The following is a 15,422-nucleotide window of genomic DNA, read 5'->3' on the forward strand; positions in this document are numbered from 1 at the left end:
CCTCACTTACTAACTAATTATATAAGCCTAAAAATAGGTGCAATGATACTGTCTAAAAATAAAAACACACGCGGAATAACTACCTGAAAAATAGGTTGAATCGTGTAATTGCTAAGCGGTGTAATAACAAGAATTAATAAAGCGATTGCTCCATATTTTTCATACTGCGTCATTTTCGCACGAATATTTGCTGGTGCTAAATCTTCCACAACTCGATATCCATCAAGGGGCGGGATTGGTAATAAGTTAAATACAAGTAAAACAATATTTAACATAATAAAGAGCTCGAAAAACTTCCCTAATGTTTGAGCTACTGCAACTGGAATCGCATCGAATACCCCAAATACTGCTAAGCTATACAAAATAATTAAACCAATTGCACTTAAAATTAAGTTACTAATCGGGCCTGCAATTGAAACTAATATCCCTGCAAGACGAGGTCTTTTAAAGTTATACGGGTTAACTGGTACTGGTCTTGCCCAACCGAAACCAAGAATTAATACAGCAATCATCCCGATAGGATCTAAGTGTGCCATCGGCGATAAAGTTAAGCGACCTTGTCTCTTTGCTGTATCGTCTCCAAATTTATATGCAACATATGCATGCGCAAATTCATGCACTGATAATGCAATAATAATCGCCATTGCTACCAATGGGATTTCTTGCAATGGATATCTAAATAACTGATCCATACTCCAACTCCTCTTCAATATGTCCAAAAAAGAAAATATTTGTTTTTTCGATTGTTCTTCCCCATAATCCGCTATAATAAGAGTGTAACTTACATAAAAGGAGCGATTATATATGCCATACGTAACAGTGAAAATGCTAGAGGGACGCACAGAGGAACAAAAGAAAGCTCTTGCTGAGAAAGTAACAGCAGCAGTAAGCGAAACAACTGGTGCTCCTGAAGAAAACATCGTTGTTTTCATCGAAGAAATGTCTAAAAACCATTATGCAGTTGGCGGCAAACGCTTAAGCGACAAATAATTTCAAGTTCTTTCATAAGAAGCAGCCCTTAGCTGCTTCTTATTTTTTTCCTTCTAGTAACTCGATGATTCTCTCTTTATATTTTCCTTTTCTTCCATCTTCATAGATTAAATCATGCGGATAGAATAATTTTTGATCCCTTCTCTTCTTACCAGTAATCGCCTCAACAATATCCGATTCACGTGAAAGCTCTCTAAGCTCTCCATTTGGCATAAGAAGTAAGATTGGCAGACGCTCTTCTTCTTCGCCAGCACGGTAAAAGTCGTACGGTAAATCTGATGTTGAATCAACTACTAAATAGTATTCTGGATCAAGTCCAATCTTTTTGAATAAGCTACTTAATTCCACCCAATTATCTAAACCGTGCTTATCTGTAAACTCTACGTATTTAAATAGGTTTCGATTCATAAAACGGCGGCATAAGTCACTTAAAATTGGATCTTCTTCGTCTTGCCATACTTGGAAGTAATAATACATAACGTTCTCGTCTAACTTTAAATAATCCTCTACTGTTACTTCTTCTTCAAATAAAGAATAGAAATGAACCGGATGATTTTTAAATGTATAATACTTCTCGTGCAATGATTTTGCACGGTGTAAAATCTTCGTTAAAATAACTTCGGCACTGCGCGTTACCGGGTGGAAATATACTTGCCAATACATTTGATAACGACTCATAATATAATGCTCAACAGCATGCATACCACTATTTTTAATAACTACTTGATTGCCGTACGGACGCATGACACGCAGTATACGTTCCATATCAAAGTTTCCATACTTTACGCCAGTGAAATACGCATCCCTTAATAAATAGTCCATACGATCAGCATCAATTTGACTGGAAATCATACTAATCGCTAATTTATTAGTAGATGTTTTTCCGATTACATCGGCTACCTTTTGCGGAAAATCTTTATCCACGCGGCTTAATACACGATTAATTTCCGTATCTCCAACGATAATCTTTTGCGTAAATTTCTCATGATCTAATGAAAATACTTTTTCAAACGAGTGAGAAAACGGGCCGTGACCGACATCATGAAGTAATGCCGCACATAAACATAACAATCTATCTTCAGCATTCCAATTCGGTCTGCCATCAAACACATCATCAATCATACGACGAATAATTTCATATACACCTAACGAATGAGTAAAGCGACTATGCTCCGCACCGTGAAATGTAAAAAATGTCGTTCCAAGCTGCTTAATACGGCGCAAGCGTTGAAATTCTTTCGTTCCGATTAAATCCCAAATAACGCGATCGCGCACGTGCACATATTTATGTACCGGGTCTTTAAACACTTTTGTTTCGCTGAGTTTGTCGTTTAAATATACCACCTTCCGACATCCCCCTTTCTTTACTGCATTCTTACTATATATTATAAACGAAATAGGAAACAGAAAGAAACGAAAGACTATATTAATTGCCCTTATATAAAGAAAAAATCACTTTTACCAGAGTAAAAGTGATTTCTTTTTATACATTATTTACCTAAAACGAATTCAGCAACTTCATCTAAGATCATTTCTTTACCTAGAGGGAAGTAACCTTTGTTTACGTCTTCGTTTTTAATTGTAAATACGTGGTTGTTTTTAACAGCATTCATATTTTTCCAAATTGATTCTTCTTGGAATTCTTTTAGACGCTGAGAACCGTCACCAGTCGTAAATACAAATAAGTAATCTGGATTGTAATCGATTAAAGCTTCTTTTTGTACTTGTACTAATGGTTTATCCGTCGGTGTACCTTTAACTGCTGGCAATTTTAAGTCGTTAAAGATTACGCTACCGTAACCGTAGTCACCGTATACACGGAAAGCATTTGGATATGCAGCCATTTTCATGAATTTAGCATCGCCAGTTTTCGCAACGATTTTGTCATGTAATTTGCTTGCTTTTTCATCATACTGTTTGAACCATTCTTTCGTTTCTTTCTCTTTACCGAAGATTTGACCTACTTCTTCGAATTTTGGACGCCATTGGTCTAATGGAGTTTTTAACATAACTGTTGGTGCAATTTTAGATAATTGATCATAGATCTTTTCTTGACGATTGTTTACAAGAATTAAGTCTGGTTTTGCAGCAGCTACTGCTTCGATGTTAATTTTATCGCCCCAAGCAGAGCCAACTGGTTTTACGTCTTTTAATTTCTTTTCAATATGTGCATCAATTTTTTCTTGAGATGTATTAGCAGTAATAATTGGTTTCATACCAAAGATTAATAATTCTTCTGTTGAACCACTAAGGTCAGCAATTTTCTTTGGATTTGCAGGGATTTTAATTTCCCCTTTTGCGTGTTGTACAGTGCGCTCTTCAGTCTTTGCATCCTTCGCATCTGCTTTCTTCTCTTCTTCTTTGTTAGAACAAGCTGCAAATAGTACTGAAGTTACGACTAGTACCATTGCTAATAGTGCCATTTTAAAATTCTTCATGTTCCCACTCCTTCTAGCTGTATTTCTCTTATAAGTTGCAATGAATTATAAGAAACGCGGATAACAATCAATCAATATATATTTATTAATTGTTGTTAATAACCCATTCTAAAGGGCGTTCAACTTCCCATTCATATATAAGAAGCTCAACGTCCATTAGAAGTCCCCCCTCTTTAAGAGGGGGTTCTACTTATGCTTTTTTACGTAATTGATTATTAATCATCATTAAATCGTATGTTAAACAAATCGGTTTACAGTTTACTGGACATGGAACGATTTGAGCTTCAATCTCAAATACGTTACGAAGTGTTTCACTTGTCATCACTTCATCTGGCGTTCCTTGTTTCATTAACTTACCTGCTTTTAATGCAATCATATGATCTGAGAAACGAGAAGCATGGTTTAAGTCATGGATAACCATAACAATCGTTCTACCTTCTTCTTCATTTAACTTTTTCAATAAATTTAATACTTCTAATTGATGCGCCATATCTAAGTACGTCGTCGGTTCATCTAATACGAGTAATTCTGTTCCTTGTGCAAGAGCCATCGCAATCCATACACGTTGACGTTGTCCACCTGATAACGCCTCTGCTGAACGATTTGCGAATTCTGTCATTCCCGTCACTTCAAGTGCCCAATGAATGTAGCGATAATCCTCTTCTTTCAATGTTCCAAATCCTTTTTGATGAGGAAAGCGACCATATGAAACAAGTTCAAACACAGTAAGGCCAGTTGGCACTTCTGCAGTCTGTGGTAAAATCGCCATTTTCTTTGCGATTTCTTTCGTTGGTTGCTTCTCAATTGCTTTTCCGTCAAGATAAACAGTACCTTTTTTCGCCTTCAAAATACGAGAAGCCGTTTTTAATAATGTGGACTTCCCACAACCATTTGGTCCAATAATCGTTGTAATTTTCCCTTCCGGAATTTCAACTGTTAATCCATCAATAATTAACCCTTCATTATAGCCAACAGATACCGCATCAACTGCTAAAGTTGCCATGCAAAAAGCCTCCCTTTATTTTGTCCTCATAAGTAAGTATATAAAATACGGTGCACCAATTACAGAAATAACTAGACCGACCGGTATTTCTGAAGTGGTTAACACGCTTCTTGAAATTACGTCTGCGAATAAAAGTAAAAACGTCCCTATTAGTGCAGCAGTAGGCAGCATAATTTGATGTTTACCACCAACAAGGCGCCTCGCTAAATGCGGAGCCATTAACCCGATAAAACCAATTCCTCCAGCAACAGCGACAGATGCACCAGCTAAACACACTGCAATAAATAATAATTTACGTCTTTCTTTTTCTACATTTACACCAAGGCCAACAGCTGTGGAGTCGCCTAGGTTCATTACATTTAATATGTGGGCCTTACTAATAGCAAGCGGCAAGAAAATAACCATCCATGGAAGTACACTTAGTACGAACTTCCAATCTGTGCCCCATAGACTTCCTGCTAACCAAATTGTCGCAAAACGGAAATCGTTAGATGTCATCTTCATAGAAAAAATTAAACTAACAGCACCAAATCCGGCTGCAACAGCGATACCGACAAGTATTAATCGTGTTGATGAAACGCCGTCTTTCCATGCTAGTAAATAAATGATAACCGCTGCTAGTATCGCTCCAACTAACGCGAAGAATGGAAGGATAAATACAGATAAAAATGTACCAGTCCCAACTTTTCCGAAGAAAAAGTAGACGAAAATAACGACTGTTAATCCCGCTCCAGCGTTAATACCGATAATACCTGGATCAGCAAGTGGATTTCGCGATAATCCTTGCAAAATCGCCCCTGACATAGCTAAAGCAGACCCAACTAATATAGCAATAACCATACGTGGCATACGGAATTCAAATAAAATAACAGACTGATCTTCAGCCCCAAGTCCAACCAATGACTTTAATACGTCCATTGGCGGGATTTTAAATGTCCCTGTATTTAAACTCACTAAAAATACAGTAACGATTAATCCTACTAAAATTGTTAAAATAGAAACGTTCTTTTTTGTTAAGACACTTGTCCTCACATCTTTCCTCTCCCTTCGTTACGTGCTAAGTAGAGGAAGAATGGAACCCCAATTAGCGCTGTAATTGCTCCAATTGGCGTTTCAAACGGCGGATTAATAACGCGAGATAACATATCTGCACATTCAATTAACAGCCCGCCTAAGACCGCAGAACATGGAATAACCCATCTATAGTCTGAGCCTACAAGGAAACGAGTCATATGCGGGATTACAAGTCCAACAAATCCAACTGATCCTGCCATAGAAACTGCAGAACCTGTTAACACAAGAACAAGTACTGTTCCGATAAATTTAATTAATGTCGTATTTTGACCAAGTCCAATCGCAATTTCTTCACCGAAGCTTAAAATTGTAATATACCTTGACATCATAATTGCAATAAAGAGACAAACAAGCCCAATCGGTACTAACATATTAATACTTTCCCATTTCACGCCAGCAACTCCGCCTGCATTCCACATACTCACCTCTTGGGCAAGATTGAAATACAGCGCAATTCCAGATGAAATAGCCCCTAATAAAGCACTAATTGCTGCACCTGCTAAAGCTAATTTCACAGGTGTTAATCCACCTGGTGAAGAAGATCCAATCCCATATACAATGCTCGCCCCAAACGCAGCCCCAATAAAAGATGCGATAACGAACATTAAATAAGGTGAATTAGGGAAGAATGCATACATAATTGCAATTCCAAATACAGCTCCATCTGTAATCCCCATTAATGATGGCGAAGCAAGTGGATTTCGCGTCATGCCTTGCATAATTGCCCCTGATACTGCTAAAAAGGCACCTGCAACTACGCCCCCTATTGCTCTAGGCATGCGAAGTTCTTGAATTACGTTATGATGCGTAATAGAACCGTCAAACTGAAACAAAGCTTGCCATACAGTCTTTAGACTAATATCTGCAGCACCAAACGAAATAGACAATGCCATGCTTAAAGCTAACAAAATGGTACCTGCCACTAAAATAATAGAAGCAATGAGCGGTCTACTCTTAATCTCTTTCACATTCTCTTCTTGTTGTCCTATATTCCTTACGCTCGCTTCCATCCCTCAACCATCCTAACCAACAACATATATTTAATTTAATGAAATGAAATTTATTCTCAAATAGTAATAAAAAAATTAGCTAAATCGACCTTTTCCTGATAATGATTCTCAGAATCAGACACTTCTATTCTACCTATCGCTTCCAAAGACTGTCAACTATTATTTTGAAATACAAATTCATATAGACTTAAACCTTAATGAGTAGGTGATATCTATCTGTCACTAACTATTAAGCCATCACTCGTTAAGCTTCCAAAGAATAAATCTTCCCTCTTATGGGCATAAAAAAAGAAGAGTAATCTGTTCACTCTTCTTGTTCTTACTTATTTAACTTTGCTTCAATTTTTACAATTAATTCATCTTCTGTTGGCGCCGCAACTGGACGGTTATTTACAAATGCGAATGATTTTTTACGACCAGGACCACAGTAAGACTGACATGCAACTTCAATCTTTGCACATGAATCTACTTTTTTTAACTTTGGAATTAACGTTTTAACGTTCGTTGCCTGACAATCATCGCACACACGAAATTCGTTTCCCATTATATAACACTTCCTCTATTTCAAACTTTTCTCAAGTACATTTAAAAGTAAACACTAAATGGTATTTTACCGCTCTTTGAAGCTCGTTGCAAGTTTCCCTAAAAGGCTCTTCCTTCATATAATGCTACATATTTTATATGCTCTCCTACAGAAGTTCTCATCATTCATAGCAAAATTTTCACCTTTCATCGAAATCTACCATATTTTTAAAAGCTTTGTATAAAAGCTCATTTTTTTGCCCATTATAAAAATAGGAAGTTCATAAAAAGAAAGGGAGTTGAATCTATGAAAGTAAGACAAGATGCTTGGACGGATGAGGATGATTTATTACTTGCTGAAACTGTACTTCGTCACGTTCGAGAAGGAAGTACGCAATTAAATGCATTTGAGGAAGTAGGAGACAGGTTAAATCGTACATCGGCTGCCTGTGGTTTCCGCTGGAATGCTGTTGTTCGCTATAGTTATGAACAAGCTCTTCAACTAGCAAAAAAACATCGTAAAGATAAAATGCGTGCTGCAAGCGGTGAACAAGCGAAAAAACGTTTACTTTATACACCACCAGCTTCAGATGCGATAACTGATTATGAAGAATTCGTACAAGAAGAAACAACTGTACCATATAAAGAAGCTATTCCATATCAAGAATCTACTGTTCCTGCTGCAAAGGGCTCTATGACCATGCAAGATGTTATTTATTTTTTACAAACAGTCGGATCTTCAAATATAAAAGTGACAGCTCTTGAAAACGAGAATACGAGATTGAAACAAGAAATTAAATCACAAATCCTTCGAAATGAAGAACTAGAAAAGAAACTAGAAAAATTAGAACAACAATCTCATACTGTACAAGAAGATTACGAAACACTTATGAACATTATGAACCGCGCTCGTAAGTTGGCAGTCATGGATGACGAAGAACGTTCTCAAACATCTTTCCGAATGGATCGAAACGGTAATTTAGAAAAAATTGCAGAATAAAAAGGATGCATGACATGCATCCTTTTTATTATTTCACTTCCACCATATGTGCTTCTTCTACGTTAGAACCTTTCTTTATATCTGGGAAAATCTTTTCCTTTGGATTCTCTTTAAAAGCTGCTAAACCAATTGTTTTTACCGGTTCACTTATTTTTGCATATTCCGTATCACTAACGACCGCATACATATCTGTATATTTACGCGCATCACCAATCACTACATTACCTTCATACTTCATTTTCTTTCCATCAATTACTACATCTTTTTGTTCCTCTTTAGCAAATACGATTCCAGCTTCATCAGAAATAGCCGGCAATGCTTTAATAGGTTCTACATCTTCTTTCACTACTTTTTTCAGCATGTTTTCTTTTACCATCTTTTCAGCTGTTGTTTTATCCATAATTAAAACCTTTTTCTCATTAACAGTACCTAGTTTTACTTCAAATTTATTTTGAGATTCAATTTTATCTTTATATTGATCCATTGTTTTTTGAACGCCTGTTTCATCTCCATACATAACAACGCCTGTTGCTTGTGGTGCAATCATATCCATAATAGAACAACCACTAAATACAGCAGCTGACATAATCGCTACGAGTCCTAATTTCACTTTTTTCATTTGTATTCCTCCTAAAATCATAATTACATCTCTTAGTTTAACTATCGTAGCTCGTTTAACCAATTCACTTTCCTTACAACAACCTTACAATTCAGTAAGGTTCCCTCTTAAAAACTAATTTCATTATTTTTTGCTATAATAGAGATTGTCATTTTAAAGATAAGGGGTTAGTTATATGAGCAATTCCCGTTCCATTTTATCTCAGCCAGAGTGGCGTATTGTAGATCAGTCTAGTTTGGGACCAACATTCCATGCATTGCAGTCATTCGCAATGGATGACACACTGTGCACAAGCATTGGAAATGGTCAATCAGCTGCAACAATGCGTTCTTGGGTTCATCACAATACAATTGTTCTTGGCATTCAAGATTCACGCCTACCACACTTGGAAGAAGGTATTTCCTTTTTACAAGAAAACAACTTCAATGTTATCGTTCGTAATTCCGGTGGACTTGCAGTCGTACTTGATGAAGGTGTTTTAAACGTATCACTTTTATTCCAAGAGACAGAAAAAGGTATCGATATTGATCTTGGATACGATACAATGTGGCATTTAATTAAGGAAATGTTAAACGATTACGATGTTACGATCGAGGCAAAAGAAATTGTTGGTTCTTACTGTCCTGGTAGCTATGACTTAAGTATTCGCAACCAAAAATTTGCTGGCATTTCACAGCGCCGTATTCGCGGTGGTGTCGCTGTCCAAATTTATCTCTGCGCTACAGGAAGTGGCTCTGAGCGTGCCGCACTCGTTCGTGATTTCTACAACCTAGCCATTCAAGGAGAAGAAACACGCTTTACGTATCCTGAAATTGTACCGAGTACGATGGCTTCACTTTCAGAATTACTTGGCGAAACCATTACAGTACAAGATTTAATGATGCGCCTTTTAAAAACACTGCAGCAATTCGCTCCAAAGTTAACACCATCTCAATTAACAATAGATGAAATACCTTTATATGAGACGAATTTACAACGTATTATTGATCGTAATAATAAAGCACTTGGCTTAGAAAAATAAAGACCGTCGCTATAATAGCGACGGTCTTTATTTCAATTCATTATAGAATTAAAGTGCTTGAGCTGCTGTAATTAAAGCTAACTTATACACTTCTTCTTCGTTACATCCACGAGATAGGTCATTTACAGGCATGTTTAAACCTTGTAAGATTGGTCCTACTGCTTCGAAGTTACCTAAACGTTGAGCGATTTTGTAACCGATATTACCAGCTTCTAAGCTTGGGAATACGAATACATTAGCATCACCTTTAATTGTAGAACCTGGAGCTTTTTTCTCAGCTACAGATGGTACGAATGCAGCGTCGAATTGGAATTCTCCATCTAAAGTTAATTCAGGTGCCATTTCTTTTGCAATACGAGTTGCTTCTACAACTTTTTCTGTTTCTGGAGATTTCGCAGAACCTTTTGTAGAGAAGCTTAACATAGCAACACGTGGATCCATACCGAATAGTTCAGCAGTTTTCGCACTCTCGATACCAATTTCAGCTAAATCTTGGCTGTTTGGTGCAATGTTAATTGCACAATCAGCGAATACATATTTCTCTTCTTCACGTACCATGATGAATACGCCAGAAGTTTTTGTAACGCCTGGTTTTGTTTTGATGATTTGAAGTGCTGGACGAACTGTATCAGCTGTAGAGTGAGCTGCGCCACTTACTAAACCGTGTGCTTTGCCCATGTATACAAGCATTGTACCGAAGTAGTTTTCGTCTTTAAGGATTTTGCGAGCGTCTTCTTCAGTTGCTTTACCTTTACGGCGTTCAACGAAAGATGCTACCATTGCATCCATTTCTTCGTATGTAGCTGGGTCATAAATATCAACGCCTGCTAATGTTAAATTCATGCTAGCAGCTTTTGCGCTAATTTCTTCTTTATTACCAACTAAGATTGGTTTTACTAACTCTTCTTTTGCTAAACGCTCTGCAGCGCCTAAAATTCTTTCATCAGTTCCTTCAGGAAGTACGATAGAAATGCCTTTTCCTTGAACTTTTTCTTTTACTGTTGTAAATAAGTTGCTCACGAATAAACCCTCCTACATATGTTAAAAAAACTCTATCTTTAAGAATACTGCTTTTCCTCTATATTTTAAACTTATAGCTCCCAAAAAATAGATAAAATGAAAATGATTATATTTTCATAAAATTCAGCATAGAAATAATTCTCCTTTAAGCCTTATCTCCTCCTATCTTCAAGTAAATTTAAATGTGACAATTTTATGCGCCAAGGCTTTATATAGATAATTTTAAAACTATATATGCTATAGTTAACGTGTAAAACTATCATTAACTGAGGTGAATAGAATGAGTGAAGCAACAACAACGTTAGATGGCTGGTATTGTTTACATGATTTACGTTCTATTGATTGGGCTGCATGGAAAACATTATCTAGCGACGAACGCGGACAAGCTGTGTCTGAATTTTTAAATGTCGTTGAAAAATGGAACGAAGTAGCTACTGCAAAAAAAGGCAGTCATGCAATGTATACAGTTGTTGGCCAAAAAGCTGATATTATGCTTATGATTTTACGTCCAACAATGGAAGAGTTAAATGAAATTGAGACAGAATTGAATAAAACAACATTAGCTGAATATATGGTTCCTGCATACTCTTACGTATCTGTTGTTGAACTAAGCAACTACCTTCCAGCTGATGAAGATCCATACCAAAATCCACAAATCTTAGCTCGCTTATATCCAGAACTACCAAAAGCAAATCACATTTGCTTCTACCCAATGGATAAGCGTCGCCAAGGTGATGACAACTGGTACATGCTTCCTATGGAAGAACGTAAAAAAATGATGTACAGTCATAGTAAAATCGGTCGCCAGTACGCAGGTAAAGTACGCCAAGTTATTTCAGGATCTGTTGGATTCGACGATTTTGAGTGGGGCGTAACATTATTTGCTGACGATGTTCTTCAATTTAAAAAACTTATATATGAAATGCGTTTCGATGAAGTAAGTGCTCGTTATGGTGAATTCGGAACATTTTTCGTTGGAAACATTTTACCAGACGAAAAGGTAGAGAAATTTTTACACATATAGATCATAAAAAGGAACGAAATTCGTTCCTTTTTTTATTACCCTCTATATTTCTCCTCAAAAAACTTCTTTTCTACGCAAATTTGAACAAAAATCGACAAATCCCTTTCAAATACCTTACAAAATTGTAACCTTTCTATATCCAAATTTATGCTAAAATGGTACGAGCTACATGCTAATAACGATGCGAAGGTGATAATGTATATGAAGAAAATCTTGTCTATTTTACTAGCGTTTCTATTGTCAATTTCTTCCTTAGGAGTAACAACATCCCATGCAGAAGAAAAAATAAACATTGAGGCAGCTGCTGCACTTCTATTTGATGCAGATACAGGAAAAATACTGCATGAACAAAATCCAGATGAATTACTAGCTATCGCTAGTATGTCAAAATTAATTGTTGTTTATGCCGTGTTAGAAGCAATTAAAGAAGGAAAAATGACTTGGGATACAAAGGTAAACATTTCTGATTACGCCTATGAAGTTTCACGTAATAATGAATTCTCTAACGTTCCATTCGAAAAGGGACGTCAATATACTGTAAGAGAACTATATCATTCTATCGTTATCTTCTCTGCAAACGGATCTAGTATTGCCTTAGCAGAACTTCTTGCAGGAAGTGAGAAAAACTTCTTAAATATGGCAAATGAACATGCAAAAAAACTAGGATTAAAGAAATATAAATTTGTAAACGCTACTGGGTTAAATAACGCTGACTTAAAAGGAAAACATCCTGAAGGAACTGATCCGAATGGAGAAAATTCTATGTCAGCTCGCGATATGGGTATGCTTTCAAAAGCAATGATTACAAAGTATCCAAAAATGCTAGAGGATACAAAACAAAGATTTAGAAACTTCCCAGATAATCATCCGAAACCAATTCGTATGGAAAACTGGAACTGGATGTTGCCAGGTGCGGCTTTCTCTTATGAAGGAACAGATGGTTTAAAAACTGGTAGTTCTGATACTGCTGGATACGGATTCACTATTACTGCTAAACGTGGCGACTTACGTCTTATTTCAGTAATTATAAAAACAAAATCAATGGACGAGCGTTTCACTGAATCTCGCGAATTAATTGAATACGGATTTAATAACTTCGAAAAACAAAAGCTAACGGTTGATAAAAACAATACAATCTCTGTAGTAAAAGGAAAAGAAGATCAAGTCACTGTTACACCGGAAAAAGAAATAACAGTAATTGCGAAAAAAGGTAGCAAAGATCCTTATAAAATCGGGACTGAAGTAGATAAATCCCTTGCTGAAGATGGACATTTAGTTGCTCCTATTAAGAAAGATGCCAAAGTAGGCTCAATTACTTTAGAATCAACTGATAAATATGGTTTCTTAGACGGTAGTAAAAGTATGAAAGTTACTGCAAAAACGACAAAAGAAGTTGAAAAGGCAAATTGGTTCGTATTAACAATGCGCTCTATCGGAGATTTCTTCTCAAACTTATGGTCTAAAGTATTTTAATGATGAAAAGCTAGCTCACGCTAGCTTTTTTTATTTTCCTCTCTCCATGTAAAACTTCGTTTGGTTGTCATATCTGAGTCCTTTTTCTCATACGTATGAACTAGTAATCGTTACACACTTCATCTAGAAATAAACCTCTTTCCACAAGGTATTCCAAAAAGAGAGGTGACACATAATGGGTGTTATTGCTTATAACGAAGAAGATGTAAAGTTATTAGCTAGACTGATGCGTGCTGAAGCCGAAGGAGAAGGACAACAAGGAATGTTAATGGTCGGAAACGTAGGGGTAAATCGTGTCCGCGGAAATTGTTTAGATTTTAAAAAAATACGTAATTTACGTCAAATGGTTTATCAAAATCCTGGCGGTTTTGAGGCAACGCAAAAAGGGTATTTTTATCAGCGTGCAAGAGAACAAGATATCGCATTAGCAAGGCGAACGATTCAAGGACAACGTTTTTGGCCCGCCAACTTTTCCTTATGGTTTTTTAGACCGGAAGGCCCTTGTCCGCCAACTTGGTATAATCAACAAAACTCTGGTCGCTTCAAAAAGCACTGCTTCTTCCAGCCATCTGCCGGAGACTGTCCAAGCGTATATTAAGGAATGAAAATGAGGAGGGATTTTTGAATGGCACAGCAACAAAATCCGTACTATGGAACAGGTTTTTATCAACCATCTGGAACTTATGTACAACCGCAACAAATGACGCAACAGCAGCAACAACAACAGCAAGCAATGCAACAACAAGCAGCTCAAGCTCAATATGCAATATCTCAAGGCATGTTACCTCTAGAACAATCCTATATTGAAAATATCCTTCGTTTAAACAAGGGTAAGCAAGCTACGGTTGTAATGACTTATGAGCGTGGCAGTTCGCTCGGTACACAATCTTATACAGGTATTATCGAAGCAGCTGGCCGTGACCATATCGTAATTAGTGAGCCGCAATCAGGGAAACGTTATTTACTATTAATGATTTACTTAGATTATGTGGAATTCCCAGAAGAAATTACGTATTTACCTAGTCAACAAGCAACTTATGCTCCAAGACCATAAAAAAAGCTGGCATATGCCAGCTTTTGTTTTTTATAACCCTTTTACAACTGCAGTTCCGACTAAGATCCATGCCACAATAAACGCTACACCACCAAGAGGTGTAATTGGGCCAAAGAATTTAATACCTGTCGTACTTAATGCATACAAACTGCCTGAAAACATAATAATTCCAGCTACCATAAGCCAGCCAGCAGTAGTTAAAAGTGATGATTGAATTTTATCCATCAATAAAGCAACTACGAATAGTCCACCTGCATGAAACATTTGATATGTAACGCCTGTTTTCCAAACTTCTAACATTTTTGCAGAAACTTTATTTTCTAAACCGTGTGCTCCAAAAGCCCCTAAAGCAACAGCTAGTCCTGCCGCAATACAACCTAGTAAAAAGAAAATTTTCATCTTAATTCCCCTTTTTTACCTTTATCATAAGCAATTTTTTCATATAAGCCAAACGATTTAATCCTTAAAAATCAAATAATGAATTACCGTTTGCACCTTCTTCTTTTATATACACAGGTTCACCAGAAACTGGCATAACTGGTTGAACTGTTGTTATAGGCTGTGATCCAATTATTTGTGATTGAATTTGCGGCTCTTTATACGCAGAAGATTCAACCTGCTCATCTAATAGTAAATCACATAAAGCACGCACAACTAATACATGCTCTTTTGATTTTTGCCCTTCGCTGCTTTTTGCCTTTGCAATTTCATTTGCCATTTTATTTAAAATTTTATCACTCGATATTTGCATTCCTTTTCACCCCTTACTTTGTAGTTCTTTCTCAAATTGTCCCAGCTTCTCTACTGAACCAAATACTATTATCATATCATGTTCTTTTAGTTTTTCCTGCCCCGTTGGATTATGTATAACATTCCCATTTCTCAAAATCGCTAAAATTGTTACATCAAATTGATTTCTCACATCAATCTCTAGTAACGATTTACTAGCTAAAATAAAGCCCTCGCCGACTGCAATTTCTTCGATTACAAATGACTGCTCCACACCATACAATACTGTATCAATATAATGAACTGTTAGCGGATTCTCAATACCTTCGTCATAAATCCTAACGTTCCTAGAATTACAACAAAGGTCATACATATAACTGCTATCCATAATTGCTTACGTGCATTCATATCGTGTTTCAACTCTTTTCTCTATCTACAATCTTTG

18 protein-coding genes and 1 pseudogene are annotated in these 15,422 nt (G+C 36.6%); 7 read left to right on the forward strand and 12 right to left on the reverse strand.

All coding sequences use genetic code 11. The features are described from left to right. Positions 1 to 17: 17 nt before the first annotated feature. Complete coding sequence (locus tag F8162_RS06990) at positions 18 to 692, reverse strand: site-2 protease family protein (RefSeq protein WP_151630149.1); 675 nt, start codon at positions 690 to 692, stop codon at positions 18 to 20. Positions 693 to 804: 112 nt separating this feature from the next. Between F8162_RS06990 and F8162_RS06995 the strand changes: the two genes are divergently transcribed. Further along, positions 805 to 990 (forward strand): 2-hydroxymuconate tautomerase, encoded by a 186-nt coding sequence (locus tag F8162_RS06995; protein WP_001147171.1) that lies wholly within the window; start codon positions 805 to 807, stop codon positions 988 to 990. A 39-nt stretch (positions 991 to 1,029) separates the two neighbouring features. On the opposite strand, the gene F8162_RS07000 is transcribed toward F8162_RS06995, so the two are convergent. From F8162_RS07000 to F8162_RS07025, 6 genes are all read right to left on the reverse strand, one after another. Then, positions 1,030 to 2,334, reverse strand: coding sequence for an HD domain-containing protein (locus F8162_RS07000; protein ID WP_151630148.1), 1,305 nt, complete (start codon positions 2,332 to 2,334; stop codon positions 1,030 to 1,032). Between the two features lie 146 nt (positions 2,335 to 2,480). Continuing rightward, positions 2,481 to 3,428, reverse strand: a complete 948-nt coding sequence (locus F8162_RS07005; RefSeq protein WP_151630147.1) for an ABC transporter substrate-binding protein — start codon at positions 3,426 to 3,428, stop codon at positions 2,481 to 2,483. A gap of 190 nt (positions 3,429 to 3,618) precedes the next feature. Next, positions 3,619 to 4,431: an ABC transporter ATP-binding protein gene (locus tag F8162_RS07010; RefSeq protein ID WP_000212065.1), complete on the reverse strand. Its 813-nt coding sequence runs from the start codon at positions 4,429 to 4,431 to the stop codon at positions 3,619 to 3,621. A 15-nt stretch (positions 4,432 to 4,446) separates the two neighbouring features. Continuing rightward, positions 4,447 to 5,463, reverse strand: coding sequence for a FecCD family ABC transporter permease (locus F8162_RS07015; protein WP_071757839.1), 1,017 nt, complete (start codon positions 5,461 to 5,463; stop codon positions 4,447 to 4,449). Beyond that, positions 5,460 to 6,515 carry a FecCD family ABC transporter permease gene (locus F8162_RS07020; RefSeq protein WP_151630146.1) on the reverse strand — a complete coding sequence of 352 codons (1,056 nt, stop codon included), beginning with the start codon at positions 6,513 to 6,515 and terminating at the stop codon, positions 5,460 to 5,462. The genes F8162_RS07015 and F8162_RS07020 overlap by 4 nt, the downstream gene beginning before the upstream one ends. A 319-nt stretch (positions 6,516 to 6,834) precedes the next feature. Further along, entirely contained in the window at positions 6,835 to 7,059 is a 225-nt protein-coding gene (locus tag F8162_RS07025) for a DUF1450 domain-containing protein (RefSeq protein ID WP_073517724.1), read from the reverse strand. 285 nt (positions 7,060 to 7,344) lie between these two features. On the opposite strand from F8162_RS07025, the gene F8162_RS07030 reads away from it, so the two are divergent. Beyond that, positions 7,345 to 8,037 carry an RsfA family transcriptional regulator gene (locus F8162_RS07030; protein WP_151630145.1) on the forward strand — a complete coding sequence of 231 codons (693 nt, stop codon included), beginning with the start codon at positions 7,345 to 7,347 and terminating at the stop codon, positions 8,035 to 8,037. Between the two features lie 28 nt (positions 8,038 to 8,065). Here F8162_RS07030 and F8162_RS07035 read toward each other — a convergent pair whose 3' ends face one another. Further along, positions 8,066 to 8,656 carry a lipoprotein BA_5634 family protein gene (locus tag F8162_RS07035; RefSeq protein ID WP_151630144.1) on the reverse strand — a complete coding sequence of 197 codons (591 nt, stop codon included), beginning with the start codon at positions 8,654 to 8,656 and terminating at the stop codon, positions 8,066 to 8,068. A 175-nt stretch (positions 8,657 to 8,831) separates the two neighbouring features. Here F8162_RS07035 and F8162_RS07040 point away from each other — a divergent pair, with 175 nt between their 5' ends. After that, positions 8,832 to 9,677 (forward strand): biotin/lipoate A/B protein ligase family protein, encoded by an 846-nt coding sequence (locus tag F8162_RS07040; RefSeq protein WP_046955490.1) that lies wholly within the window; start codon positions 8,832 to 8,834, stop codon positions 9,675 to 9,677. Positions 9,678 to 9,725: 48 nt separating this feature from the next. On the opposite strand, the gene pta is transcribed toward F8162_RS07040, so the two are convergent. Continuing rightward, positions 9,726 to 10,697 carry a phosphate acetyltransferase gene (gene pta, locus F8162_RS07045; RefSeq protein WP_151630143.1) on the reverse strand — a complete coding sequence of 324 codons (972 nt, stop codon included), beginning with the start codon at positions 10,695 to 10,697 and terminating at the stop codon, positions 9,726 to 9,728. A gap of 280 nt (positions 10,698 to 10,977) precedes the next feature. On the opposite strand from pta, the gene hemQ reads away from it, so the two are divergent. From hemQ to gerQ, 4 genes are all read left to right on the forward strand, one after another. After that, positions 10,978 to 11,721 (forward strand): hydrogen peroxide-dependent heme synthase, encoded by a 744-nt coding sequence (gene hemQ / locus F8162_RS07050; protein WP_001287595.1) that lies wholly within the window; start codon positions 10,978 to 10,980, stop codon positions 11,719 to 11,721. Between the two features lie 195 nt (positions 11,722 to 11,916). Next, positions 11,917 to 13,194, forward strand: a complete 1,278-nt coding sequence (locus F8162_RS07055; protein ID WP_192797611.1) for a serine hydrolase — start codon at positions 11,917 to 11,919, stop codon at positions 13,192 to 13,194. 175 nt (positions 13,195 to 13,369) lie between these two features. Further along, entirely contained in the window at positions 13,370 to 13,792 is a 423-nt protein-coding gene (cwlJ, locus tag F8162_RS07060; RefSeq protein WP_063223928.1) for a cell wall hydrolase CwlJ, read from the forward strand. Between the two features lie 27 nt (positions 13,793 to 13,819). Beyond that, the gene (gene gerQ, locus F8162_RS07065) at positions 13,820 to 14,248 is read left to right on the forward strand and encodes a spore coat protein GerQ (RefSeq protein ID WP_151630141.1); all 429 of its coding nucleotides are present in this window, start codon (positions 13,820 to 13,822) and stop codon (positions 14,246 to 14,248) included. 30 nt (positions 14,249 to 14,278) lie between these two features. Here gerQ and F8162_RS07070 read toward each other — a convergent pair whose 3' ends face one another. The 3 genes and pseudogenes from F8162_RS07070 to F8162_RS07080 form a co-directional block, all read right to left on the reverse strand. Further along, positions 14,279 to 14,647, reverse strand: a complete 369-nt coding sequence (locus F8162_RS07070; protein ID WP_144614839.1) for a DUF423 domain-containing protein — start codon at positions 14,645 to 14,647, stop codon at positions 14,279 to 14,281. 64 nt (positions 14,648 to 14,711) lie between these two features. Further along, positions 14,712 to 14,999 carry a YwdI family protein gene (locus F8162_RS07075; protein WP_151630140.1) on the reverse strand — a complete coding sequence of 96 codons (288 nt, stop codon included), beginning with the start codon at positions 14,997 to 14,999 and terminating at the stop codon, positions 14,712 to 14,714. A 6-nt stretch (positions 15,000 to 15,005) separates the two neighbouring features. Next, positions 15,006 to 15,305, reverse strand: a pseudogene (locus F8162_RS07080) (cation:proton antiporter regulatory subunit); the annotation flags it as partial. Positions 15,306 to 15,422 lie beyond the last annotated feature (117 nt).

The organism is Bacillus sp. CH140a_4T, assembly GCF_008923725.1.
In the GTDB taxonomy this organism is placed as follows: Bacteria; Bacillota; Bacilli; order Bacillales; family Bacillaceae_G; genus Bacillus_A.

What these genes read in the sequence shown, in the direction of transcription:
- F8162_RS07055 (WP_192797611.1), top strand. Translation starts at nt 11,917, where the DNA reads ATGTATATGAAGAAAATCTTGTCTATTTTACTAGCGTTTCTATTGTCA.
- F8162_RS07040 (WP_046955490.1), top strand. Translation starts at nt 8,832, where the DNA reads ATGAGCAATTCCCGTTCCATTTTATCTCAGCCAGAGTGGCGTATTGTA.
- F8162_RS06995 (WP_001147171.1), top strand. Translation starts at nt 805, where the DNA reads ATGCCATACGTAACAGTGAAAATGCTAGAGGGACGCACAGAGGAACAA.
- F8162_RS07035 (WP_151630144.1), bottom strand. Translation starts at nt 8,656, where the DNA reads ATGAAAAAAGTGAAATTAGGACTCGTAGCGATTATGTCAGCTGCTGTA.
- F8162_RS07075 (WP_151630140.1), bottom strand. Translation starts at nt 14,999, where the DNA reads ATGCAAATATCGAGTGATAAAATTTTAAATAAAATGGCAAATGAAATT.
- gerQ (WP_151630141.1), top strand. Translation starts at nt 13,820, where the DNA reads ATGGCACAGCAACAAAATCCGTACTATGGAACAGGTTTTTATCAACCA.
- F8162_RS07030 (WP_151630145.1), top strand. Translation starts at nt 7,345, where the DNA reads ATGAAAGTAAGACAAGATGCTTGGACGGATGAGGATGATTTATTACTT.
- F8162_RS06990 (WP_151630149.1), bottom strand. Translation starts at nt 692, where the DNA reads ATGGATCAGTTATTTAGATATCCATTGCAAGAAATCCCATTGGTAGCA.
- F8162_RS07005 (WP_151630147.1), bottom strand. Translation starts at nt 3,428, where the DNA reads ATGAAGAATTTTAAAATGGCACTATTAGCAATGGTACTAGTCGTAACT.
- F8162_RS07070 (WP_144614839.1), bottom strand. Translation starts at nt 14,647, where the DNA reads ATGAAAATTTTCTTTTTACTAGGTTGTATTGCGGCAGGACTAGCTGTT.
- F8162_RS07010 (WP_000212065.1), bottom strand. Translation starts at nt 4,431, where the DNA reads ATGGCAACTTTAGCAGTTGATGCGGTATCTGTTGGCTATAATGAAGGG.
- cwlJ (WP_063223928.1), top strand. Translation starts at nt 13,370, where the DNA reads ATGGGTGTTATTGCTTATAACGAAGAAGATGTAAAGTTATTAGCTAGA.
- F8162_RS07020 (WP_151630146.1), bottom strand. Translation starts at nt 6,515, where the DNA reads ATGGAAGCGAGCGTAAGGAATATAGGACAACAAGAAGAGAATGTGAAA.
- F8162_RS07025 (WP_073517724.1), bottom strand. Translation starts at nt 7,059, where the DNA reads ATGGGAAACGAATTTCGTGTGTGCGATGATTGTCAGGCAACGAACGTT.
- hemQ (WP_001287595.1), top strand. Translation starts at nt 10,978, where the DNA reads ATGAGTGAAGCAACAACAACGTTAGATGGCTGGTATTGTTTACATGAT.